The sequence below is a fragment of the Streptomyces sp. PTL18 genome (assembly GCF_059510295.1).
Genome location: NZ_JCAJZO010000004.1, coordinates 293,623 through 314,779 on the forward strand (window position 1 = coordinate 293,623; position 21,157 = coordinate 314,779).

Sequence of the window (21,157 nt, forward strand, 5' to 3'; positions counted from 1 at the left end):
CGCTTGCCCTGTGGACAACCATGACCATGGGCACGCCAGGAGTTGTCCACAGGCAGGCGGGGTCGGTCGCGGGATGTCCGGCTGATCGGGTTGTCTTGACACCATGACCGACAACGGAAAAGGCCCCGGGCAGGCGGTGACGCCGGCCAGGGGCCCCTCGATCCGAACCGCTGTGTCAGCCGTCGGACTCCGACGACGGGATGTAGGCGCCCGGCACGTCGTTCGGCGCGTAGATCTTGTTCTCGCCGGGGTAGGGCGTGGTCCAGTTGTGCGTTTCGTACCACGTGAGGTGGTTCATCTGCGCGGGGTTCGCATAGTCCGGCACGGCGTTCGGTCCCGTCAGCCGCTGGTGCGACTCCCAGGCCTTCCACCGCGCAGCGACCTTCTGCTCGGCCGCCGGCACCATGGTGGACGTCGGCGCGGGCGCCGCCTTGGCGTCCTGCGGTGCCGGGGTGTCCGGACCGCAGGAGGGCTGGGTGCTCAGACCGAGGGTCAGGGACGTGCGGTTGGGCACCGCCTTGAACGGTGTGTTGTTCGCCTTCCGGGTGAAGGCACCGAACATCGGGGTGGCCGCGCTGTCCTTCTGGTTCATCGGGTGGATCCCGAGGATCTGCTCGATGGTGCGGATCATGGTGATCTGCGAGTAGTAGTGGTTGTCGACGGTGCCGTGCTTGGCCCAGGGGCTGATGATCTGGACCGGGGCACGGTGGCCGTCGACGTGGTCGAGGCCGGCCTGGGAGTCGTCCTCGACGACGAAGATCGCCGAGTCCTTCCAGTACTTGCTGTGCGAGATCTCGTCGACCATCTTGCCGACCGCGAGGTCGTTGTCCGCCACCTCGGCGGCCGGGCTCGGCGGACCACCGGTGTGGTCGTTGGAGAACCAGAACATGTTCAGGTTCGCCGGACCGTTCTTAGCGAAGTCCTGCTTCCAGATCTGTTCCTTGTAGATGTCCGGGACGCTGAGGTCGAACAGTGGGAAGCCGGGCACCGACACCTTGTTGAGCGACGGGATCGCCGAGCCCGTCTGAATGGGGTAGGCGGTCTTCTGCCCGGTCGCCTCCATGTTCTTGGCGTCGCAGTACAGGTTCTGCCAGGTCGCGCCGGACGGCTTGCTCTCGGACGACTGGAACTCGCCGAAGTCCTTGACGGACTTCCCGGCCGCCTGCGCACCGGTCCAGATGAAGCCGGACTTCTGGTGGCCGAGAACGTCGTCCTCGGTGTCGTAGCTGCGCGTGTACTCTCCGGCGGAGGACTCGGTGTACTCCGGGTTGTCGGACTGCATCAGCCAGTTGTGACCCTCGGCGGAGTTCGTGCCGATGTCGTAGAAGTTGTCGTACAACCCGAACTGCTGAGCCAGGGCGTGCTGGTTCGGCGTCACGTTCTGGCCGAACTGCGTGAGCGACGGATCGCCGTTGCCCTTCGGTATGTCACCGAAGACCTGGTCATAGGTGCGGTTCTCCTTGACGAGCAGGAAGACGTGCTTGATCGTCGAGGGGTCGCCCAGCCGTACCGGGACCGGCACCGGCTTCGCGTGGCTCTTGCCCTTGGCCGTCTTCACCGAGCCGCGGGTCCAGCCGTTCTGTTTGAAGACCTTGGCCGTCTCGGACCGGATGACGCGGTCGTCCGGCAGCTTGAACTGCGTCAGGCTGGACGTGGTGTCGTGAGTGCCGTGGCCGGCGCTGTTGGTGGGGCGGCGCGCGTCGATACCACGGGTGTTGGAGACGACCACCTTCTTGCCCACGGCGGCGATCTCCGCGGGGAAGTAGTCCGTCGGGAGCAGGCCGACGTAACCGGCCGGCTGCTGCGGGGAGGTGTACCGGTAGACGGCGACCGCGTTGGCGCGGCCGAGTGTCACCAGCAGGTGGCCGTCGTCGGTGAGGGTCACCGCGTCGGGCTCGTAGCCCACCGACGCCTCCGGCCACGGCTGGGTGGCGATGGTCTGCACGACCTTGTCGTTCGCGGTGTTGATGACCGACACGTTGTTGTCGGCGGTGTTCGTGACGAACACCGCGCCCTTCTTGGCGTACACCGCGGTGGGGTGCAGACCGACGTCGATGCTCGCGACGGCGCCGGACGGCTTCGCCAGGTCGATGACGCTGACCGTGCCGGTGGTGGCGGCGCCGCTCACCGGGTTGGCCGGCACCTGGGTGCCGTAGGAGTTCATCGTGGTGTCGCCGGCCTTGGCCGGACGCCCGCCCTCGTTGCTGACGTAGAGCTTGTCGCCGACCATGGCGATGCCGCGGGGGGCGTTGCCCACGGCCCAGCTCTGCTTGATGGCGCCGGTCGCCGCGTCGATGGCGACCACCCGGTTCTGGCCGTTGACCGCGGAGTACACGGTGGAGCCGTCAGCCGCGAACACCGCCGCACCCACCAGTGCGCGCCGGGATCCGTCGGCCGGGATGGAGATGGTCGTCGGGTTGGAGAGGGTGCCGTCCGGGTTCACGGTGAACTTGGTGTAGCCGTCGCCCTGGCCCAGCCACAGCTGCGAGCCGTCGGGCGAGTACGTCGGGCCCTCCTGGCCCACGGAGCCACTCTTGATGCGCAGGTCGTCCGCCGCGTTGGTGCCGACGCGCTGCTTCACCTGCCCGGTCCTGAGGTCCATGACGACCAGCGACGCGTCTCCGTCGGCGATCGAGGCCGCGAGGTGGCTGCCGTCCGGGCTGACCGTGGACGACATGATCTTGCCGTCGTTGATGACGGTGCGGTTGCCGTACGGGGCGATGTACTGGTCCGCGGAGACGACCTGGCCGTCCGCGGTGGCCTGTCCGACCTGCTGGGTGCCGAACCGGTACGTCTGGGCGACAGCGGTGCCCGTGACCCCGAGGGCGACGGCGATGCCCGCCGTCACCAGCAAGGTCCGGCGGCCGACGCGTCTGCCGAAAAGGCTGATCTGCTCCTTCTCGTTGATTCGGCGCTGCCGTGTTACCTGCATGCAACTATCCCTTCGAGGAGGTGTCGAGCAGGTCGACGTTGCCGTCGAACTGCCATAGGGGGTTCGGGGCGTCCCCGGTGGGGGTGCGGACCAGGAAGTAGCCGTTCACTTCCTTCGGTCCGTCGCCGTCGGCCACGAACCGCCCGTCTGAGCCGACGTCGAGTTGGTAGATGGCCGTCCCCGCGGCCTCGACGCCGGGGAGATGCCAGGTGACGGCGCAACGCCAGTCATTGCCCGCCCCCTGAGGGGCGACCTGGCCGTCGCCCTTGTCGCACGCCGCCGTGACCCGTAGCTGGGCCTCGGTGACGGCGGGGCGGTGGAGCTGCCGGGTCTGCATGCGGTAGAGGTGGGCGAATGCCGTGGCGAGTGACCGCTGGACCTTGTCCTGCTCGATGCCGGAGCCCATCGACGGGGTCGCCACGGCGACCACCGCGACGGTGAGGGCGGTCAGTGCGACCAGCGGCAGGAGCCCGACGGTGATCGCGCGACGCCCGGAACCGTCGTGGGCCGGATTGGTGAAGTCGCGGCGGAGGAAGAGAAGATACGCCAGCGCTGTCGCGAGCACGGCCCACACCAGGCTGACCACGACGCCGACCAGGAGCGGGCCGGCCTGTGCCGGGCTGGTGAACAGGCCGTTCCAGGAGATGAAGGCGTACCCGGGCAGGGCGAGGCGCACGGCGACGGGCAGCGGCAGCATCTGGGCGACCTGCATCGCGAGCGCGACGAGCGGGGGCAGCAACAACCCCATCGGGGACCGCCCCAACGCGACCGACCCGAGCAGTCCGATCGCGGCGAGGGCCAGAGCCGGGGCGAGGGCACAGACCCAGGCGAGCAGAACCTTGCCGGCGGCGTCCCCCGGGGTCAGCAGGTGGCCGTCCAGGCCGACCAGCGGCTGGTTGCCGACCGCCACGACCCCGCCGACCGTGCTGGAACAGACCAGCCCGGCCACCAGCAGCAGGATGACGGTGAGGCTGGCCAGTGTCTTCGCCGCGAAGATCCGCCCGGGCGACCGGACCGCCACGAGCAGGTGGCGCCAGGTGCCGAGGCGGTCCTCGGAGGCGAACACGTCACCGGCCACCACCGAAGTCAGCAGCGGGAGCGCCCAGGTGCCCGCGAAACCGAGCATCACCAGCGGTCCGGCCCACCCCGTCGCGTGCATCCAGCGACCGAAGAGGGTGTCGGCGGGGAGTGTGCTCTGCCGGCTCACCCCGGCGACGAAGAGCGCCGGTGCGATCCAGCAGGCGAGGACCAGCAGTCGGATCCGCCACTGTGAGACCAGCTTGACCAGTTCGAAGCGGTAGCCGCGGGAAACCGGGACGCGACGGGCACCGACGACCTTGTCGTCGGTGACGGTAGCGGTCATCGGGCTGCCTCCTGCTGCTCGGTGAGGGCGAGGAAGGCGGCTTCGAGGGGCGACACCACGGGGGCGAGCTCCCGCACCGCGATGCCCGCCTGAACGAGCCCCACCACCAGTTCGTCGAGTGCGGGCACCAGCGCACGCACGACGAGCACCTCGTCGTCGTGCCGTGCCCCGGCGACGTCGACCACGCCGATCCCGGCCGTGCCGGCGGCCAGTCGGCGCGCGGCCTGCGGGTCGGAGGTCCGCAGCCGGTAGTCGAGTTCACGGTTCTCGGCGGCCAGCTTGCCGGGCGGGCCGGAGAAGACGACCCGTCCGGCGGCGAGGATGGTGACTTCCGAGCACAGTGCCTCGAGGTCGTCCATGCGATGGCTCGAGAGCACGACGCCGGTGCCGTCCGACGCGAGCTGCGTGAGGACACCGTGCACATGTCTTTTGCCGGCCGGATCCAGGCCGTTGGAGGGTTCGTCGAGCACGAGCAGCCGGGGCCTGCTGAGCAGCGCGGCAGCGAGTCCGAGCCGCTGACGCATGCCGAGGGAGAAGCCGCGGGTCCGGTCGTCGGCGACAGCCGTGAGCCCGACCTGGTCGAGCACGTCGTCGATCGCCGCCGTCCGCGCGCCGCGGCCGTGGAGAGCGGCCAGCGCGGAGAGGTTCTGCCTGGCGGTGAGGGAAGGGTAGAGACCTGGCCCGTCCACGAAGCCCGAGACACCGTCGGGAGCGGCGAGCGCCCGCCCGGCCGGCGTACCCAGGATCTCGAGACGGCCGCTGTCGGCAACGGCGAGGCCCAGCAGGAGACCGAGCAGTGTCGTCTTGCCGGCGCCGTTCGGCCCGACCAGACCATGGATCTGACCTGGCGTCACATCCAGATCGATGCCGTCGAGGGCGATGACGTCGCCGAAGCACTTGGTGATCCCGCGAGCCCGGACTGCGAGGAGTGTGTCCATGAGTCCCTTCTTCGTAATCCGCAGGGACCCTAAGGAGGCCACACACCCCGGACGCAGACGACCGGTTGAACGTACGCAGAACGGATCGTCAAGGCGTCGGCAAGTCGTGCGCACGAGTAACCGGCATCGAGCCGGACTTGGGCGACGCCACCATGCGGACGTCAACAGCGGAGGGGCTCGAAGCCCACTGCCGTGGACGTCCGTCAGTCGCGCACGTGAACAATCAGCCGAGGAACTCGACTCGGGCGCGCATCACCCGGGCGAGCAGACCGATGAGAGAAGGACCTCGATGGGCGAGGCTCAGCCTGTCGCGGCAAGGACCAGCGGAAGGACCTGTTCGCTGCCTGCCCGGCGCAGGAGGCGGGCAGCTACCGCGAGGGTCCAGCCGGAGTCGGTGTAGTCGTCCACGAGCAGGACGGGGCCGGGAGAGCCGGCCAGGGCACCGGCGAGTTCCTCGGGGACGGCCAGTGCGCCGGACAGGGCCCTGAGGCGTTGGGCGGAGTTGCTGCGGCGCGCCGCGTGCGCGCCACTCGGACCGGCGTACGTCAGGGTGCCGAGAAAGGGAAGGCGACCGACGGCCGCGATGCCCTCGGCGAGGGAGCCCACCAGTTGCGGGCGGGTCAGGGACGGTACGGCGACGACTCCCACCGGCCGGGAAGACGCGCCCGGGGCGTTCGTCGCCCAGCCGCCCGGGGAGCGCGCCCAGTCGGCGAGGACGGCCACCGCGGCCCGCAGGACATCGTCGGGGACCGGACCGTCGGGCGCGTTCTCCGCCAGCAGCGGGCGCAGCCGGTTGCCCCAGCCGATGTCGGAAAGCCGCCCCAGGGCACGCCCGGTGGAGCACTGCTCGTCGGCCGGGATACGCCCCTTGAGGTCGATGCCCAGCGCGGGCATGCCCGTCGGCCACATGCGGCGAGGTTCGATCTCCGCCCCCGGGCGGTCCAGCTCCTTCGCCGCCCCGCTCAACGTCTCCGCCGAGACAGCGGAATCGGCCCAGGCCCCCGCGCAGTTGTCGCACCGCCCGCAGGGGGCCGCCCGCTCGTCGTCGAGCTGCCGGCGCAGGAACTCCATCCGGCACTGGGACGTGCTCGCATAGTCACGCATGGCCTGCTGCTCGGCAGCCCGCTGCCGAGCCACCCAGGCGTACCGTTCGGTGTCGTGGACCCACTGCCGGCCGGTGGACACCCAGCCGCCCTTGACCCGCTTGACCGCCCCCTCCACATCCAGCACCTTCAGCATCGTCTCCAGCCGGCTGCGCCGAAGATCCACCGCCGCCTCCAGCGCCGGCACGGACAGCGGTCGTCCCGCACCGGCAAGGGCCGAGAGGGTCTGCCGGACCTGCTCCTCGGGCGGGAAGGCGGTGTCCGCGAAGTAGCGCCAGATGGCCTCGTCCTCCTTGCCCGGCAGCAGCAGCACATCGGCATGGGTCACACCGCGCCCCGCACGCCCCACCTGCTGGTAGTAGGCGATCGGCGAGGACGGCGAGCCGAGGTGCACCACGAAGCCCAGGTCCGGCTTGTCGAAGCCCATGCCCAGCGCCGAGGTCGCCACCAGCGCCTTGACCCGGTTCTCCAGCAGGTCGGCCTCGGCCTGCAGTCGGTCGGCGTTCTCCGTGCGCCCGGTGTAGGAGGCCACCCGGAAGCCGCGCTGCCGCAGGAAGGCGGTCGCCTCCTCGGCCGCGGCCACCGTCAGCGTGTAGATGATCCCGGAGCCCGGCAGCTCGTCGAGATGCTCGGCCAGCCAGGCCAGGCGGTGTGCGGCATCCGGCAGCTGGAGCACGCCCAGCCTCAGGCTCTCCCTGTCGAGCGGGCCGCGCAGCACCAGAGCCTCACCGGCGCCGGTACCGAGCTGCTCGGCCACGTCCGCCGTGACCCGCGCGTTGGCGGTCGCGGTGGTGGCCAGCACCGGCACGCCGGGGGCGAGCTCGGCGAGCATGGCCCGCAGCCGGCGGTAGTCCGGCCGGAAATCATGCCCCCAGTCGGAGATGCAGTGCGCCTCGTCGACCACCAGCAGACCGGTCGTGGCCGCGAGCCTGGGCAGCACCTGATCACGGAAGTCCACGGAATTGAGGCGCTCGGGGCTCACGAGGAGTACGTCGGTCTCGCCACGCGAGATCTCCTCGTGGATGGAGTCCCATTCCTCCAGGTTGGCCGAGTTGATGGTGCGCGCCCGGATTCCGGCGCGCGCCGCCGACTCGACCTGGTTGCGCATCAGTGCCAGCAACGGTGAGACGATCACCGTCGGGCCCGAGCCGCGCCGGCGCAGCAGAGCGGTGGCGACGAAGTACACCGCCGACTTGCCCCAGCCGGTGCGCTGCACCACCAGGGCACGCCGACGCTCCTTCACCAGGGCCGACACCGCCTGCCACTGGTCCTCCCGAAGCCTCGCCGAGCCCCCCGGGTCACCGACGAGCTCGGCGAGGATGGCGTCGGCTTCTGTGCGGAGCTCGAGTTCGTCCATGTCCCCATGCAACCCGATGGCACTGACAATCGGCCACCTCACCCAGCGTGACGAGCGGCTCGCGGAAGGGCACGGCCGGGGACCGCCCTCGCCGTGCAGGCGTGACCCGCCCACTCGCCGGGAACACACCGGACAGAGAAGTGGAGGGGATATAGGCCACACATCACCAGAAACCGGCCAGCGGCACCAATTGCTCGTTGCCGCAACCAAGTTCGACGGGAAGAATTGAGGTCCGCTCCCCGCACGGCTCGTCCGTGATCCGGCAGGGCTCTGCTGCGGTGTGCGCGCCCCAGTCCCACCTCGCCCGCAGTGTGGGCGCGTCAGCCGAAGGGAGGATCGTGACCTTCGGATTCACTCCGTCCTCGGCGGCATCCCTGGCAGATTCCGCCGACCCGTCCGCCGCTTCCGCCCAACCGGTGGCCCGGTTGCTCGAGCCGGCGGAGTGGGCGGCCGCCGGGATTCCCCTGCTGCGCAACCCCCGCGAAGTCGTCAGCGGGCTGCACGCCCGGCACCGGCCACGGCCCTCCACGGCCGTGGTGGCCGTCCTGGACCCGGACGAACGGCTGTGCGCCAGCGCATCGTTCACCCGGCGTCCCACTCCCGCGGACGGATGGGTGTTCCGTAACGCGCTGCTGGCCCAGCTGCGCCGGGTGATCCCGCACGACCTGAGGCGCCGGACGCCGGTGCGGACGGCGGTGCTGCTCTACTGCCGCGAGGGCGACACCCGGTGGACGGAGGAGGACGGGGCGTGGATGTGGGGCCTGCGTGACGCGTGTACGTTGCACGGGCTGCGCTGTGGTGCGTACATCACGCTGACGCTCGGTGGCTGGCAGGTCCTCGGTGAGGACCGCGGCGGCCGCCGCCCCAATGCGGAGTCGGCGCCCGAGGAGTTCGATCCGGCAGGGATACCGCTGCAGCAGCCACGCACCGGGGGCGTTCCCTCGTACCTGCTGCGCCGGGCCGCCGCCCGCTGAGCGACACGGCAGCCGTCCGAAGCACGCCGCCGGCGTACGACAAAGCCCCCGCACCAGCCCGTGAGGCCCCCGACTCGAGGCATCGGTCATCGCCCGTGCCCCCGGTCCGCGAAGGGCTGCGCACCGGCGGGACGGGACCCGACCGCAGAAGGGCATGGCGGAGGGAGCGCCGTTCCGATGCCGTCGAGCGGCACTCACCGGCCGCCCGGCCGAAGCCCGAACCGGCCACCCGGCTCCAAGCCCCGGCACCGGGGACGGGGCACGAGCGGACCGGGCCGGACGACTCAGACGCCCGCGCCCAGCACCGAGTTGATCTGCTTCGGGTCGCCGCAGACGATCAGCAGGGCACCGGCCCGGGTGAGCGCCAGCGGAAGCACGGCGGCGACGGCGGCGACGGTGCCGCCGTTGACGGCGACCACGACGACCGGTCGGGCGGCCGCACGGGGCGCGACCGAGGCGTCGGCGTAGAAGACGTCGTCACCGGCGTCGTGCTGCGCCCAGTAGGCGGCCTCGCCGAAGGACAGTTCGTGCGCGGCCCACGGGTGCGGCTCGCCGGTGGTGATCACCAGCACGTCGCCGGGGGCGCGACCGGACTCCAGCAGCAGGTCGACGGCTTCCTCCGCGGCATCCAGCGCACCCTCGGCGGAGGCCGGGATCAGCTGGATCTGCGGAGTGGAGGCGGGAGCGGACGGTCCGGGCTTGGCCGGCTCGCGCGGGGTGCGCTGGGCCGGCACCGGCCGGATGGGCCCCGGACGGCCGGGGCGGACGGGGGCCGCGGGGCGGGGGCCCGGTACGGGACGGGGGGTCGGCGCGGTACGGCCGCCGGCCGGAGTGGCGCGGGGACCCTGGGCACTCTCGTGAATCTGAGGCTCCTCGGGAATGAGAGGCATGAGCTGATTTTTATCAAACGCCGAAGCGACCGGCATCGGCGGGTGGCACGTCAGTACGACCGGAACCGGTCAGAAGTCGAAGCCGAGCTGGCCCCCGATTTCCGGAACGCTTCCGTCCGCCCAACTGCGGACCTTCTTGAGGTGCCGCCACTGGGGCAACGCATCAAGATACGCCCACGACAAACGGTGGAGGGGGGTGGGGCCCCGTTCCTCCAGTGCGGCCTTGTGCACCGGTGAGGGATAACCGGCGTTGGCCGCAAAACCGAAGTCTGCATGGTCGACACCCAGTTCGGCCATCATTTTGTCGCGGTGAACCTTGGCGATCACCGAGGCCGCCGCGACCGCCACGCATGACCGGTCGCCCTTGATCACCGTACGGACCTTCCAGGGCTCGCCCAGGTAGTCGTACTTCCCGTCGAGGATGACCGCGTCGGGGCGGACGGGCAGCGCCTCCAGGGCGCGTACCGCCGCGAGTCGCAGGGCGGCCGTCATCCCGAGGTCGTCGATCTCCTCGGGGGAGGCATGACCGAGGGCGTAGGCGGTGACCCACTTCTGCAGCAGCTCGGCGAGCACGGTGCGCCGCTTGACGGTCAGCAGCTTGGAATCGGTGAGACCCTCGGGCGGTCGGCGCAGACCCGTGACCGCCGCGCAGACGGTGACGGGACCGGCCCACGCGCCGCGCCCCACCTCGTCGACACCGGCGACGACCTTCGCTCCGGTCGTTGCGCGAAGGGAGCGCTCGACGGTGTGAGTAGGGGGTTCGTACGGCATGGCGCCCTTAGCGTACGCCGCCGGGATCACCGAGCGACACCCCGGTTTCCCCGGGCGGCGGCACCTACGCCGGAGGCGGCCCGCAAGCGCGGCGACGGCGGCACCGCGGCCCGGTCGACGCGGTGTCCCACGGCCCCGGTCAGTCCTCCACCGGACGCAGCAGGGGGACCATCAGCCGGTCGACCAGCTCCTCGATGTCCTGGTCATCCCATTCACAACCGCTAACTTTCGCACGGTACATCATGATCGCCGGTACGACATCGAAGACATACCCGTTCGCCGCGTCGGGCCGCACCTCTCCCCTCTCGATTCCACGGGTAATGACCTGGCGCAGTAGCCTGATGCCCGGCTCGATGACCCCCTCGTGGATCACACCCTGGAAGCGCCCCACCTCCAATGCATCGCATTCGTGAATGACCGACCGGAGAGCGAATCCGGGACGTGAGTACATCGCGTCGCGCGCCTGACGGCACAGGACCAACATGGTCCCGCGGCCGCCCCCGGTACGGCCTTGGGGCGGCCGGCCGGTCACGCCCGCTTCGTCCTCGAAGCAGATGAACGCGCCGGTCGCCGCCCGGAGGGTTTTACCTCCTGCCAGGTCACCCCCGCCACGCGGTGACCTGGTCCGCATCGCGTTCGGCGGCGGGCCGGGCGGGCATCTGCACGCTGTAGCCCATGCGATGCAGCAGCCGGGACACGCCGGAGACACTGTGGGAGATGTGGAACTTGCGGCCGATCAGAGCGCGGACTCGCGCGGCCGTCCACACCTGGTCCTCGCTCCAGCCGTGCGCGGCGGGTCGTTCGTCGAGCCAGGCTGCGAGCTTCGCCTGCAGGTGCAGGCCGAGCCGGCAGTCGCAACCCGGGTGCCCCTTGGAACACCGCGCCTCGCGACCGCCGGCGGGCCGGATCCGGCTGCAGTTCCTCGAAGCGCGCGAGGGCCGCCTCGAACAGCGGGTACTGGATACTCGTCGCGAGCATCACCCCCACCAGAAGCTGGCCTCCGGGAGCCAGCCGATCGGCCAGGCCGGTAAGCGTGCGCGCCGGATCGGCTACGTGGTGCACCGATTCCTTCCGGGACATCTGAGTCACCGGTGCGGCCGCACCCTTCCTGACCCCCACGAATGCGGGTCCGAGAAGGGTGCGGCGGCATCTCTGGGACTTCTCCTGGACTTTGGACCGGGACCTTTCACTCAGTGGAGTTGTGTGCGCGGGGAAGTCTCCTGCTTGCCCGCGGTGACGACGAAGGCCATGATCAGCGCGCCTGCGAGGAACACCCCGGACCCGGCGATGAACGCTCGCGTGAAGCCGTATGTCATGGCGTCCTGGGCCCGCACGACGAGGGCAGTGTCGCCCCGGTCCACAGCGTCGAGGTACACCAGGCCGGCCCGCGGCAGACGGGTGTCGGCGACGGTGGCCGCCAGCATGGCGAGGCTGGCGACGCCGAGGGCGCCCCCGATCTGCTGGGCGGTGTTGAGCAGGCCGGACGCGCTGCCCGAGTCGGCCTCGTCGACACCGCTCACCGCGCCGAGCGTCAGCGGCACGAAGGCGCAGCCGAGTCCGGCGGCGGTGACGAACATGGCGGGCATCAGGGTGCCCACGTAGGCGGAGTGCGGGGTCAGCCGGCTCAGCCAGAGCATTCCGGTCGCGGCGGCGACCAGGCCGATCCCGGCCACCAGCCGAGGCTGCAGCTTGACCACGAGCTTCGAGGAGATCGGGGCCATCATGCCGATGCCGACGCTGAACGGCAGGTAGGCCAGGCCGGTCTTGACCGCTCCGTAGTCCAGCACGTGCTGCATGTAGAGGGTTAGGAAGTAGAAGGTCGAGAACATACCGAACCCGGTGAGGAACAGCGTCACGTACATGCCGGCGCGGTTGCGCTCCTTCAGGTTGTGCAGGGGCAGCATGGGGCGTGCGATGCGGGCCTGCCGCTCCATGAACACCACCAGCAGCACCGCGGCGACCGCGATGCAGACCGCCGTGACCAGACCGGTCCAGTGGGTCTGTCCGCCGCGGGTGACTCCGTAGATCAGGCAGAGCAGACCGGCCGTGCCGACCGCCGCGCCCGCGATGTCGAGCCTGCCGTTGTCGCGGTCGGCCTCTTCGAGCACCGTCGTCCCGGCCAGCACGGCGATGCCGATAGGGATGTTCACCAGCAGTACCCAGCGCCAGTCGAGGTACTCGGTGAGGAGTCCGCCGAGGATCAGGCCCATCACCGACCCGACGCCCGCCATCGCGGCGTACGTGCCCATCGCCCGGTTGCGCTGCTTGCCCTCGGGGAAGTTCGTCGCGATCAGTGCGAGCGCCGTGGGCGCCGCGATGGCCGCGCCCACGCCCTGGAGCACCCGGGCGCAGATGAGCAGCGCTGCGTTGGGGGCCAGGCCGCCGAACACCGAGGCCAGGACGAAGGTCACGATCCCGAGCCGGAAAACGCGGCGGCGACCGAAGAGGTCGCCGGCCCGGCCGCCGAGGAGCATCAGTCCGCCGAAGGTGACCGCGTACGCGTTGACCACCCAGGCCAGATTGCCGTCCGACATGTCGAGCGCGCTCTGGATGCTCGGCAGGGCGATGTTCACGATGGTGGCGTCGAGCACCACCATCAACTCCGCGGCGGCGATGACCAGCAGGGCGAGTACCGGACGGCGGCTGAACCGGGTGACGGCCGCCGTCTCGTGGCTCGTGCGTGTCTGTGCTGCCGATGACATGTGACCTCCAGGTCGTGGCCCCCGCTACCGTGGACGATCTCGCCCCCGCGGCGACTTGTGGAGCAAGAGCCGGATTAATCAAGTGAGGGAAGACTGATGCGTGTTCGTACGACAAAGGCCATCGCGGTCACGGCCACCGGACTGCTCGCCGGCGCGTTCGGCTATGGCGCGGTCAATCTGGGACCGACCTTCTGGAATGTGCCGCTGGACACGCGGCTGTCGTTCCATGCCGAACTAATGAAGATGAACTCTCCGGTGATGCTGACGGCGATGGGAACGGCCGCCCTCAGCTCCCTGGCGCTGACCCTGCAGACCAGTGGCCGCCAGCGCCGGCTCGCCGCAGGAACGACGGCGCTGACGGGGACTTCCTTTCTGGTCACGCGATTCGGCAACGTACCGATCAACGCACAGATCAAGGTGTGGGCTGACACCTCGCCGCCAGCCGACTACGCCGAGATCCTGCGCCGTTGGGACCTGTTCAACCGGACGCGCACCGTCACCGCGCTGGCCGCCTTCGTCCTGCTCGTGGTCGCTCAGAGCGGTTCCGGGCCGCGTGCGACCCGTTCCGCCACGCCTTCCAGCTGACGGTCGAGAGCCAACTCCGTCTCCGTCAAATACTGGTTCCCGGGTATGCATTCCGGGTGCCCCGGTGCGGCCGGTTCGCCGATGACCGGGGTGGGAATGAAGAACTGGCTCCGGCCGTAGGCGATCAGTGCATCCGCGCAAAAGCGCCACAGGGACCTCAAGGACAAACGCATGAAGTCATCGTGGCCGGTCGTGAAAAAGCACGGATAAAGCCCGGCTTTCGTCATGACCGGCCGTCGTCCTCCCGTCAGGCCGAGGCCCGCATCGGCCTGTGGAGCACCTCGTCGTCGGCGAGCACGCTCTGGTGGGCCATGCGCAGTTCCATCCCAGGTTCGATGCCGAGTTCCTCGATGAGATGCGCTCGGGTGCGGCGGTAGGAGGCGAGCGCGTCACCGCTGCGGCCGCTGCGATGGAGCACCGTCATGAGCCGCGCGCAGAATCCCTCACTGAGCGGGTTCTCGGCCACCAGCCTGCTGAGTTCGCCGATGAGTTCGAGGTGCCGACCGAGCTGCAGGTCCAGGTCGATCCGCCGCTTGAGGGCGCTCGTCCACGCCTCGTCGTACTGCAGCGCGGTGCCGGAGAGCGCGGAGCCCTCCCGCAGACCCTCCAGCGTCGGCCCCCGGCGCAGGTCCAGGGCTTCCCGGTACTGCTTCGAGGCCAGTGCGTGGTGGCCTGCCGCCGCCGACTCCGAGGCCATGGCACACAGCCGGTCGAAGCACACGGTGTCGAGGATGCCCTCGTTGACTTGGAGCTGGTAGCCGGGTACCCGGGTGCGCAGGGTGCACCAGCGGCCGTCGAGGTCGTAGCGGATCAGGAACTTGCGCAGCTGCGAGACGTACACGCGGAGCGCGGCGAGGGCCGTGGTCGGCGGTGTGTCGCCCCACAGTTCGCGGATGAGCGCCTCGTTGGACACGGTCGCGTTGGGCCGGATGAGCAGGGCGGCCAGCAGCTGCCGCAACTTGCGCTGGGGCAGCGGGACCTCCGCGGACCCCACGACGATTTCCAGCGGCCCCAGCAGGCGCAGCGCCACCCCGCGGGAGGAGACGTCCGGCAGACCGTACGTCGGCTGCTTGTCCAAGGTGAGGGTCATCCCAGCACCTCCAGACGCGGGTGGGTACTGCGGAAGAACGTCAGCGGCTGGTCCTCGCGCAGCAGGCCCAGGTCGACGACCTCACCGACGATGATCACGTGGTCCCCGCCCGGGAAGGCGGTGTGCAGCCGACAGTCGAGGAAGGCCAGCGCGTCGCCCAGAACCGGGGAGCCGGTCACGCCGGGGCCGTGCGGCAGGTCGCCGAAGTCCGCGGTGTCGCGGCGGGCGAAGGCCCGGCACAGGCCCGCCTGGTCGGCGGCCAGGATATTGACGGCGAATGCACCGGCTTTCTTGACGGCGGCGAGCGCCCGTGAATCCTTGTGCACGCAGAACAGCACCAGGGCGGGATCGAGGGAGACCGAGGTGAAGGAATTCACCGTGACCCCGACCGGCTCCTCTCCGACGGTCCGCTGACACGTCACCACTGCGACGCCGGTCGGATAGCGCCCGCACACCTCGCGAAGCACCCTTGTCTCCACGGGCGCAGCATCTCTTTCTTCCGTATCGGAAACGGTCAAGTCCAACGTGTCCCCCTAGAAAAGCCGTGCTCAACGGCGCAAAGCGGCGCCGTCAACGGGCAGTGCCCGTACCCGACCCTAACGAGACCGCGTCGGCAGCGCCTACGTCCCAAAGGACGAGGCAGGACGTACTTTCGGCCGGACCGGCCCTACCCGGGCACGGCTCCGGATCGCATAGGCCCTGTTCAAGGACGGGTCGGGAAGCTGCTCCGAGCTGGGACGGGATCGCCGACTGGGCAATCTGGGAGAGCGGCGCCGGGCCTGCCGCCGGGCTGCGGCCCCGGTCGACGCACGGCACCCCACTGGTCTGCGGCCTTTCCCGCGTGCGCTTTTCGCTGCCCTCATCCCCGCTTTATCACACCGCGTGATCCTGTTTTGGCCGGTCACCCAGCGGCCGGACCCGGAACCGAAGGAACAAAAATGCGCAGCACTCTCATCGTGGCTCGTATGAAGCCGTCCGCCGAAGCTGACGTGACGCGCATCTTCGCCGAATCCGACGCCGGCGAACTTCCCCGCCTGATCGGCGTGAAGGAACGCAGACTGTTCCGTTTCCACGATCTCTATATGCACTACATGGCGTCCGACGAAGACGTGCGCGAACCAATCTCCGAATTGAGGGGCCACGAGCTCTTCGTCGATGTCAGCAAGCGGCTGAGCCCCCACATCACGGCATACGACCCGGCGACGTGGCGCGGCCCTCAGGACGCCATGGCCCACGAGTTCTACACCTGGCGCGCGGAGGGCTGAGGCGGCCCGCGCCTACACATCCCGGCGACGAGACGTCACCGGTTGGGGGACCGCACAGCAGGTGCGGGACAGCGAGAGGAGGCTGGCGTGGCCAGCGAAGGAATGACCAAGATCGCGGCGAAGGACGTCGAGTCCAACAGGCGTCGGGGGGGCGACCTGCGCACGCTGCTCAGCCCGGCCACCGCCGAGGCCACCGCAGGCTTCATGGGGGTGCTCACCCTCCAGCCCGGCGAGGTCGTCACCGAGCACTACCACCCGTACTCCGAGGAGTTTCTGTACCTCGTCAGCGGAGAGCTGCTGGCGAAGATCGACGGGGAGCCGGTCCCGCTTGCCGCGGGCGAGGCACTGCACCTGAAGATCAACGTCCGCCACCGGCTGGAGAACCACGGCACCGAGCCGGCCTTCATGGTCTTCCAGTTGGGCCCGCTGGCGCCCCGTCCCGAGCTGGGCCACGTCGACACCGAGCCCCTGCCGGGCCAGGAGTCCGCGTGACCCGCCGCAAGGCCGTCGTCACCGGGATCGGAGTCGTGGCCCCGAGCGGAGTCGGCACCAAGGTTTTCTGGCAGCTGCTGACCGACGGCCGTACGGCCACCCGCACCATCTCCCACTTCGACGCCTCGGCCTACCGCTCGCGGATCGCGGCGGAGTGCGACTTCGACGCCGCCGCCGCGGGGCTGACCTCCGAGGAGATTCAGCGCATGGACCGCGCCGCGCAGTTCGCCGTGGTCGCCGCGCGGGAGGCTCTGGCGGACAGCGGCAGCGCGACCGACCGGGTGCGGCCGCACCGCATCGGCGTCTCGATCGGCAGTGCCGTGGGCGCCACCATCACGCTGGAACAGCAGTACGTCAAGGTCAGCGACCACGGCGACAACTGGGTCGTGGACGCGTCGAACCCGTACCCGCACCTGTACGGTGCACTGGTCCCCGGCGCGCTCGCCGCCGAGGTGGCGTGGACGGCCGGCGCGCAGGGCCCGGTCCGGGTGGTGTCGACGGGCTGCACCTCGGGGCTCGACTCCGTGGCCCAGGGCGCCCAGTTCATTGAGGACGGGTCGGCCGACGTCGTGCTGGCCGGTGCCACCGACGCGCCCATCTCGCCGATCACCGTGGCCTGTTTCGACGCGATCAGGGCGACCTCGGCCAACAACGAGAATCCCGGGTCCGCTTCGCGGCCCTTCGACCGCGACCGTGACGGCTTCGTGCTTGGCGAGGGCGCGGCCGTACTGGTCCTGGAGGACGAGGAGTCCGCGCGGCGCCGTGGTGCCCATGTGTACTGCGAGATCGCGGGATACGCGCAGCGCAGCAACGCATTCCACATGACCGGTCTTCGTCCGGACGGCAAGGAGCTGGCCGAAGCGGTGCGGGTGGCGCTGGACCGCGCCCGGTTGCCGGCGGACGCGGTGGACTACGTCAACGCCCACGGCTCCGGGACCCGGCAGAACGACAAGCACGAGACGGCCGCGGTGAAGGCCTCGCTCGGCGAGCACGCGTACCGCGTGCCCATGAGCTCGATCAAGTCGATGGTGGGTCACTCCCTGGGTGCGATCGGCGCCCTGGAGGTCGCCGCCTGCGCCCTCGCCATCGACCAGGACACGATCCCGCCGACGGCCAACCTTCACCATGCGGATCCCGAACTCGGCTTGGACTACGTCCCGTTGACGGCTCGCGAGCAGCGGACCGACAACGTGCTCAGTGTGGGCAGCGGCTTCGGCGGATTCCAGACGGCGATGGTGCTCACCGCGCCAGGGAAGGGAGCCCGCGATGTCTGACACGGCGACAGCCACGCGCCGTGCAGTGGTCACCGGCATCTCGGCCGTGGCGCCGAACGGTCTCGGGGCGAAGGAGTTCTGGGAGGCCGTGCTGGAGGGCCGCAGCGGCCTCGGCCCGGTGACGCACTTCGCGGCGGACGGCTTCCCCGTGCGTACGGTCGGCGAGGTCTTCGGGGACGGCAACCTGCCCGGTGTCGACCGCCGGCTGGCGGTGCAGACCGACCGCTGGAGCCAGTTCGCGCTGCTGGCGGCCGACGAGGCGCTGGCCGATGCCGGCGTACAGCCGGCGGAGTTCCCCCCGTATGACCTGGGGGTCATCACGGCGTCCTCTTCCGGCGGGAACGCGTTCGGCCAGCGCGAGATCGCGGCACTCTGGTCGAAGGGGCCGCGGCACGTCGGCCCCTACCAGTCGATCGCCTGGTTCTACGCGGCCACGACCGGCCAGTTGTCCATCCGGCACGGTATGAAGGGACCCTGCGGTGTCGCCGTGGCCGAGCAGGCCGGCGGCCTGGACGCGATCGCGCAGGCCCGCCACGCCCTTCGCCGGGGCGATGCCAGGCTCATCCTGACCGGTGGCACCGAGGCGCCGCTGAGTCCGTACGCGCTGACCTGCCAGACCACTTCGGGGCGGCTGAGTGACAGCGCGGACCCGGAGCGCGCCTATCTGCCGTTCGGCGCGACCGCCCGCGGCCACGTGCCGGGCGAGGGCGGAGCGATCCTCGTGCTGGAGGACGAGGTGAGCGCGCGTGAGCGCGGCGCCGGGACTCCGTACGGTGAGATCGCCGGTCACGCGGCCACCTTCGACCCCGCTCCCGGCACACCGGAGGCCGGGAGCGGTGGCGCACTGCGCCGGGCCGTGCTGCTCGCCCTGGCCGACGCCCGCATCCGGCCACAGGAGGTCGACGTCGTCTTCGCCGACGCGGCAGGCACCCCGGAACTCGACCGTGCCGAAGCGGACTGCCTGGCCGAGGTGTTCGGGCCGCACGGGGTGCCGGTGACGGCGCCCAAGGCCCGCTACGGACGGCTGTACGCGGGCGGCGCGCCGCTCGACGTCGTGACCGCCCTGCTGGCCCTGCGCGAGCAGGTGATCCCGCCGACCGGGCCGAGTGCCGTCGCGGACACGGCCTACGGCATCGACCTCGTGGCGCAGCCGCGGCCGGCGCGGCTGCACACGGCCCTGGTCGTCGCCCGCGGCCACGGCGGCTTCAACTCCGCGCTCGTCGTCCGGTCCCTCACCCCGTGACGGCGCATCTGACGGACCCTTACCCCGCGACTTCGAAAGGACCCCGCCCATGACCGCGGCGCCCCTTGAGTACGACGACTTCCTGACCATCGTCGAGCAGTGCACCGGCGTCCCGCTGGAGACGCTCCGGACGGACGACCCGATCGCGACCATCGACGACCTGGGCGTCGACTCGCTGGGCCTGATCAACGTCCTCACCGAGGTGGAGAACCGCTACGACATCCGCCTGGACGCCGAGGGCCTCACCCGCTTCCCGGAGATCTGCGCCCTGATCAACGAACAGCTGCGGCCCGCAGCCGCGCGCACCGAGAACAGCATCGTCGTCGACGCGCCGTTCGACCTGGTCTGGGACATGACCAACGACGTCGCGAACTGGCCGAACCTGTTCAGCGAGTACGCCCTCGCCGAGATCCTGGAGCAGCACGGCGACACTGTGCGCTTCCGGCTGGCCCTCCACCCGGACGCCGACGGCAAAGTCTGGAGCTGGGTCTCCGAGCGTGTCACGGACCGTGAGAACCGGTCCGTCAAGGCACACCGGGTCGAGCCCGGCCCCTTCGCCTTCATGAACATCCACTGGACGTACGCGCAGACCGACGCGGGTGTCGAGATGCGCTGGGAGCAGGAGTTCCGCATGAAACCGGACGCCCCGCTGGACGACGCTGCCATGACAGAGCGCATCAACAAGAACTCGAAGGTCCAGATGGCGCTCATCAAGGAGCACGTGGAAGCGGCAGCCCGGGCCGGCGCCGGTGCGGCGGTGGCCCGATGACCGCCTTGGACTTCAGCCTCAAGGGCCGGCACGCCCTTGTCACCGGCGGCGCCCGGGGCATCGGGCGAGCCACCGTGCTCGCCCTGGCGGAGCAGGGTGCCGCGGTGACGGCCTGCTACGTCAACGAGAGCGAGCAGGTCGAGTCGCTGCGCGAGGAACTGGCGCAGCTGGGCGCCCGGGGCACTCTTGTGCGCTGCGACATAGCCGACCACGAGCAGGCCGCTCGGCTGTCGGCCGAGGCACACGAGCGGTACGGAGCGATCAACACCGTCGTGAACAACGCGGGTGTCATCAGCCACCTTCCGCTCACCGACCTGGCTCCCGACGAGTGGCACCGCATCCTGGACACCAACCTGTCCGGCATGTACCACGTGATCCGCGGGGCGCTGCCGTACGTCGCCGGGACCGCCTCGATCGTCAACATCAGCTCCGCCGTGGCCCACCACGGCATGCCGGGCGCCGCCCACTACGTGGCGTCGAAGGCCGGCGTGATGGGCCTGACCCGGGCGCTGGCCAAGGAACTGGGCCCGCGCGGGATCCGCGTCAACTGCATCGCCTCCGGGCTGGTCGAGACCGACCAGATGAAGGCCGTCACCGCCGAGGGCCGGGCCGCGTACGAACAGCGGATCTCGCTGCGCCGGCTCGGGCAGCCGGCGGAGATCGCCGACGCGGTGCTGTTCCTCGCCTCGGACGCCGCCCGCTATGTCACCGGCGCCACGCTCGACGTCGACGGCGGCATCTGACCCGAAGGAGACCGCACGCCGTGCTCCGCACCGTGTTGGAGATGACGGTCCGGGAGGGCTGCGAGGACGAGTTCCGTGCGGCCTGGCTGGAGACCGCGCGGGCCGCCGCGCGACTGCCGGGCTCCGTGGCCCAGTCGCTGCTGCGGGACCCGCGCACCCCCCGTACGCATCTGGTCATGGCCGACTGGACCGACCGGGCCGCTCTGGAGGCATTCCAGAACGGCCCCGAAAGGGAGCGGCTCAGCGCCCGTCTGGAGCCGTTCCGTGAATCCGCCCGCAAGCACGTGCTCGACGTGGTCGAGCACGTGCCGGGCGCCGCATCGACGAAAGGTGGTCCGTCGTGACCGTACGCATCATGGTTTCCGCCCGTGTCCAGGAGAAGGACCAGGAAGCCTTCGAGGAGGCCTATCGACAGGTCACCGCCGTGGTCAAGGGCACCCCGGGCCACCTGCGCGACGAGCTGCTGCGCGACGCCGAGCAGCCCGGCCGCTACATCCTGCTTGCCGAGTGGGAGAGCGAGGAGGCGTTCCGCGCCTGGGAGGACGCCCCGTCCCACCGCGAGATGGCCGCCCCGATGTACCCGTACTGGAGCGGCGGCGAGATCGAGCGGCGGATCTTCGATCTGCGTGCTCGCCTCGACAGCGCGCCATCGCAGGTCTGAGCGGA

General features: G+C 70.3%; 20 protein-coding genes and 3 pseudogenes. 11 read left to right on the forward strand and 12 right to left on the reverse strand.

Annotated elements, in window-relative coordinates; genetic code table 11:
• Window positions 1–175 precede the first annotated feature (175 nt).
• From AC5WS8_RS10365 to AC5WS8_RS10380, 4 genes are all read right to left on the reverse strand, one after another.
• Window positions 176–2,932, reverse strand: a complete 2,757-nt coding sequence (locus AC5WS8_RS10365) for an alkaline phosphatase family protein (protein ID WP_496103024.1) — start codon at window positions 2,930–2,932, stop codon at window positions 176–178.
• A 4-nt stretch (window positions 2,933–2,936) separates the two neighbouring features.
• A complete protein-coding gene (locus AC5WS8_RS10370) occupies window positions 2,937–4,295 on the reverse strand; it encodes an ABC transporter permease (protein ID WP_496103025.1) in 1,359 nt (452 codons plus the stop codon).
• Complete coding sequence (locus AC5WS8_RS10375; RefSeq protein WP_496103026.1) at window positions 4,292–5,233, reverse strand: ABC transporter ATP-binding protein; 942 nt, start codon at window positions 5,231–5,233, stop codon at window positions 4,292–4,294. The genes AC5WS8_RS10370 and AC5WS8_RS10375 overlap by 4 nt, the downstream gene beginning before the upstream one ends.
• Window positions 5,234–5,533: 300 nt before the next feature.
• Entirely contained in the window at window positions 5,534–7,693 is a 2,160-nt protein-coding gene (locus tag AC5WS8_RS10380) for a RecQ family ATP-dependent DNA helicase (RefSeq protein ID WP_496103027.1), read from the reverse strand.
• 338 nt (window positions 7,694–8,031) lie between these two features.
• On the opposite strand from AC5WS8_RS10380, the gene AC5WS8_RS10385 reads away from it, so the two are divergent.
• On the forward strand, window positions 8,032–8,667 hold the full coding sequence (locus AC5WS8_RS10385) for a hypothetical protein (protein ID WP_496103028.1): 636 nt from the start codon (window positions 8,032–8,034) through the stop codon (window positions 8,665–8,667).
• A gap of 284 nt (window positions 8,668–8,951) precedes the next feature.
• Here AC5WS8_RS10385 and AC5WS8_RS10390 read toward each other — a convergent pair whose 3' ends face one another.
• The 5 genes and pseudogenes from AC5WS8_RS10390 to AC5WS8_RS10410 all read right to left on the reverse strand — a co-directional run bounded on the left by AC5WS8_RS10390 (window position 8,952) and on the right by AC5WS8_RS10410 (window position 13,030).
• On the reverse strand, window positions 8,952–9,557 hold the full coding sequence (locus tag AC5WS8_RS10390) for a hypothetical protein (protein ID WP_496103029.1): 606 nt from the start codon (window positions 9,555–9,557) through the stop codon (window positions 8,952–8,954).
• A gap of 69 nt (window positions 9,558–9,626) precedes the next feature.
• Window positions 9,627–10,328, reverse strand: coding sequence for a ribonuclease HII (rnhB, locus tag AC5WS8_RS10395; protein ID WP_496103030.1), 702 nt, complete (start codon window positions 10,326–10,328; stop codon window positions 9,627–9,629).
• A 139-nt stretch (window positions 10,329–10,467) separates the two neighbouring features.
• Window positions 10,468–10,812: pseudogene (locus AC5WS8_RS10400) on the reverse strand (TetR-like C-terminal domain-containing protein); the annotation flags it as partial.
• 12 nt (window positions 10,813–10,824) lie between these two features.
• A pseudogene (locus AC5WS8_RS10405) lies at window positions 10,825–11,224 on the reverse strand (transposase); the annotation flags it as partial.
• Window positions 11,225–11,518: 294 nt separating this feature from the next.
• Window positions 11,519–13,030 carry an MFS transporter gene (locus tag AC5WS8_RS10410; protein ID WP_496103031.1) on the reverse strand — a complete coding sequence of 504 codons (1,512 nt, stop codon included), beginning with the start codon at window positions 13,028–13,030 and terminating at the stop codon, window positions 11,519–11,521.
• A 96-nt stretch (window positions 13,031–13,126) separates the two neighbouring features.
• Between AC5WS8_RS10410 and AC5WS8_RS10415 the strand changes: the two genes are divergently transcribed.
• Complete coding sequence (locus tag AC5WS8_RS10415; protein ID WP_496103032.1) at window positions 13,127–13,615, forward strand: anthrone oxygenase family protein; 489 nt, start codon at window positions 13,127–13,129, stop codon at window positions 13,613–13,615.
• Here the strand turns inward: AC5WS8_RS10415 and AC5WS8_RS10420 are convergent.
• The 3 genes from AC5WS8_RS10420 to AC5WS8_RS10430 are packed head-to-tail and all read right to left on the reverse strand — an operon-like array spanning window position 13,564 to window position 15,184.
• Window positions 13,564–13,842, reverse strand: a complete 279-nt coding sequence (locus AC5WS8_RS10420; protein ID WP_496103033.1) for a DUF6059 family protein — start codon at window positions 13,840–13,842, stop codon at window positions 13,564–13,566. The two genes, AC5WS8_RS10415 and AC5WS8_RS10420, sit on opposite strands and share 52 nt — an antisense overlap.
• Before the next feature lie 20 nt (window positions 13,843–13,862).
• Window positions 13,863–14,705 (reverse strand): AfsR/SARP family transcriptional regulator, encoded by an 843-nt coding sequence (locus AC5WS8_RS10425; protein WP_496103034.1) that lies wholly within the window; start codon window positions 14,703–14,705, stop codon window positions 13,863–13,865.
• The gene (locus AC5WS8_RS10430; protein ID WP_496103035.1) at window positions 14,702–15,184 is read right to left on the reverse strand and encodes a flavin reductase family protein; all 483 of its coding nucleotides are present in this window, start codon (window positions 15,182–15,184) and stop codon (window positions 14,702–14,704) included. Before AC5WS8_RS10430 ends, AC5WS8_RS10425 begins: the two co-directional genes overlap by 4 nt.
• Before the next feature lie 459 nt (window positions 15,185–15,643).
• Between AC5WS8_RS10430 and AC5WS8_RS10435 the strand changes: the two genes are divergently transcribed.
• The 9 genes and pseudogenes from AC5WS8_RS10435 to AC5WS8_RS10475 all read left to right on the forward strand — a co-directional run bounded on the left by AC5WS8_RS10435 (window position 15,644) and on the right by AC5WS8_RS10475 (window position 21,152).
• A complete protein-coding gene (locus tag AC5WS8_RS10435) occupies window positions 15,644–15,970 on the forward strand; it encodes a TcmI family type II polyketide cyclase (RefSeq protein WP_496103036.1) in 327 nt (108 codons plus the stop codon).
• A gap of 87 nt (window positions 15,971–16,057) precedes the next feature.
• Window positions 16,058–16,462, forward strand: coding sequence for a cupin domain-containing protein (locus tag AC5WS8_RS10440; RefSeq protein ID WP_496103037.1), 405 nt, complete (start codon window positions 16,058–16,060; stop codon window positions 16,460–16,462).
• Entirely contained in the window at window positions 16,459–17,736 is a 1,278-nt protein-coding gene (locus tag AC5WS8_RS10445) for a beta-ketoacyl-[acyl-carrier-protein] synthase family protein (RefSeq protein ID WP_496103038.1), read from the forward strand. The genes AC5WS8_RS10440 and AC5WS8_RS10445 overlap by 4 nt, the downstream gene beginning before the upstream one ends.
• Complete coding sequence (locus AC5WS8_RS10450) at window positions 17,729–18,979, forward strand: ketosynthase chain-length factor (protein WP_496103039.1); 1,251 nt, start codon at window positions 17,729–17,731, stop codon at window positions 18,977–18,979. Before AC5WS8_RS10445 ends, AC5WS8_RS10450 begins: the two co-directional genes overlap by 8 nt.
• Window positions 18,980–19,028: 49 nt before the next feature.
• Window positions 19,029–19,223, forward strand: a pseudogene (locus AC5WS8_RS10455) (acyl carrier protein); the annotation flags it as partial.
• Between the two features lie 39 nt (window positions 19,224–19,262).
• Window positions 19,263–19,748 (forward strand): SRPBCC family protein, encoded by a 486-nt coding sequence (locus AC5WS8_RS10460; protein ID WP_496103154.1) that lies wholly within the window; start codon window positions 19,263–19,265, stop codon window positions 19,746–19,748.
• Complete coding sequence (locus AC5WS8_RS10465; RefSeq protein WP_496103040.1) at window positions 19,745–20,491, forward strand: SDR family oxidoreductase; 747 nt, start codon at window positions 19,745–19,747, stop codon at window positions 20,489–20,491. The genes AC5WS8_RS10460 and AC5WS8_RS10465 overlap by 4 nt, the downstream gene beginning before the upstream one ends.
• A gap of 20 nt (window positions 20,492–20,511) precedes the next feature.
• Window positions 20,512–20,835, forward strand: a complete 324-nt coding sequence (locus AC5WS8_RS10470; RefSeq protein WP_496103041.1) for a putative quinol monooxygenase — start codon at window positions 20,512–20,514, stop codon at window positions 20,833–20,835.
• Window positions 20,832–21,152: an antibiotic biosynthesis monooxygenase family protein gene (locus AC5WS8_RS10475; RefSeq protein ID WP_496103042.1), complete on the forward strand. Its 321-nt coding sequence runs from the start codon at window positions 20,832–20,834 to the stop codon at window positions 21,150–21,152. Before AC5WS8_RS10470 ends, AC5WS8_RS10475 begins: the two co-directional genes overlap by 4 nt.
• The last annotated feature ends 5 nt before the right edge of the window (window positions 21,153–21,157 follow it).

Excerpts from the sequence above, each read along its gene's own strand:
- rnhB (WP_496103030.1), bottom strand. The coding sequence starts at position 10,328 with ATGCCGTACGAACCCCCTACTCACACCGTCGAGCGCTCCCTTCGCGCA.
- AC5WS8_RS10450 (WP_496103039.1), top strand. The coding sequence starts at position 17,729 with ATGTCTGACACGGCGACAGCCACGCGCCGTGCAGTGGTCACCGGCATC.
- AC5WS8_RS10425 (WP_496103034.1), bottom strand. The coding sequence starts at position 14,705 with ATGACCCTCACCTTGGACAAGCAGCCGACGTACGGTCTGCCGGACGTC.
- AC5WS8_RS10420 (WP_496103033.1), bottom strand. The coding sequence starts at position 13,842 with ATGACGAAAGCCGGGCTTTATCCGTGCTTTTTCACGACCGGCCACGAT.
- AC5WS8_RS10410 (WP_496103031.1), bottom strand. The coding sequence starts at position 13,030 with ATGTCATCGGCAGCACAGACACGCACGAGCCACGAGACGGCGGCCGTC.
- AC5WS8_RS10365 (WP_496103024.1), bottom strand. The coding sequence starts at position 2,932 with ATGCAGGTAACACGGCAGCGCCGAATCAACGAGAAGGAGCAGATCAGC.
- AC5WS8_RS10370 (WP_496103025.1), bottom strand. The coding sequence starts at position 4,295 with ATGACCGCTACCGTCACCGACGACAAGGTCGTCGGTGCCCGTCGCGTC.
- AC5WS8_RS10375 (WP_496103026.1), bottom strand. The coding sequence starts at position 5,233 with ATGGACACACTCCTCGCAGTCCGGGCTCGCGGGATCACCAAGTGCTTC.
- AC5WS8_RS10380 (WP_496103027.1), bottom strand. The coding sequence starts at position 7,693 with ATGGACGAACTCGAGCTCCGCACAGAAGCCGACGCCATCCTCGCCGAG.
- AC5WS8_RS10465 (WP_496103040.1), top strand. The coding sequence starts at position 19,745 with ATGACCGCCTTGGACTTCAGCCTCAAGGGCCGGCACGCCCTTGTCACC.
- AC5WS8_RS10390 (WP_496103029.1), bottom strand. The coding sequence starts at position 9,557 with ATGCCTCTCATTCCCGAGGAGCCTCAGATTCACGAGAGTGCCCAGGGT.
- AC5WS8_RS10435 (WP_496103036.1), top strand. The coding sequence starts at position 15,644 with ATGCGCAGCACTCTCATCGTGGCTCGTATGAAGCCGTCCGCCGAAGCT.
- AC5WS8_RS10415 (WP_496103032.1), top strand. The coding sequence starts at position 13,127 with ATGCGTGTTCGTACGACAAAGGCCATCGCGGTCACGGCCACCGGACTG.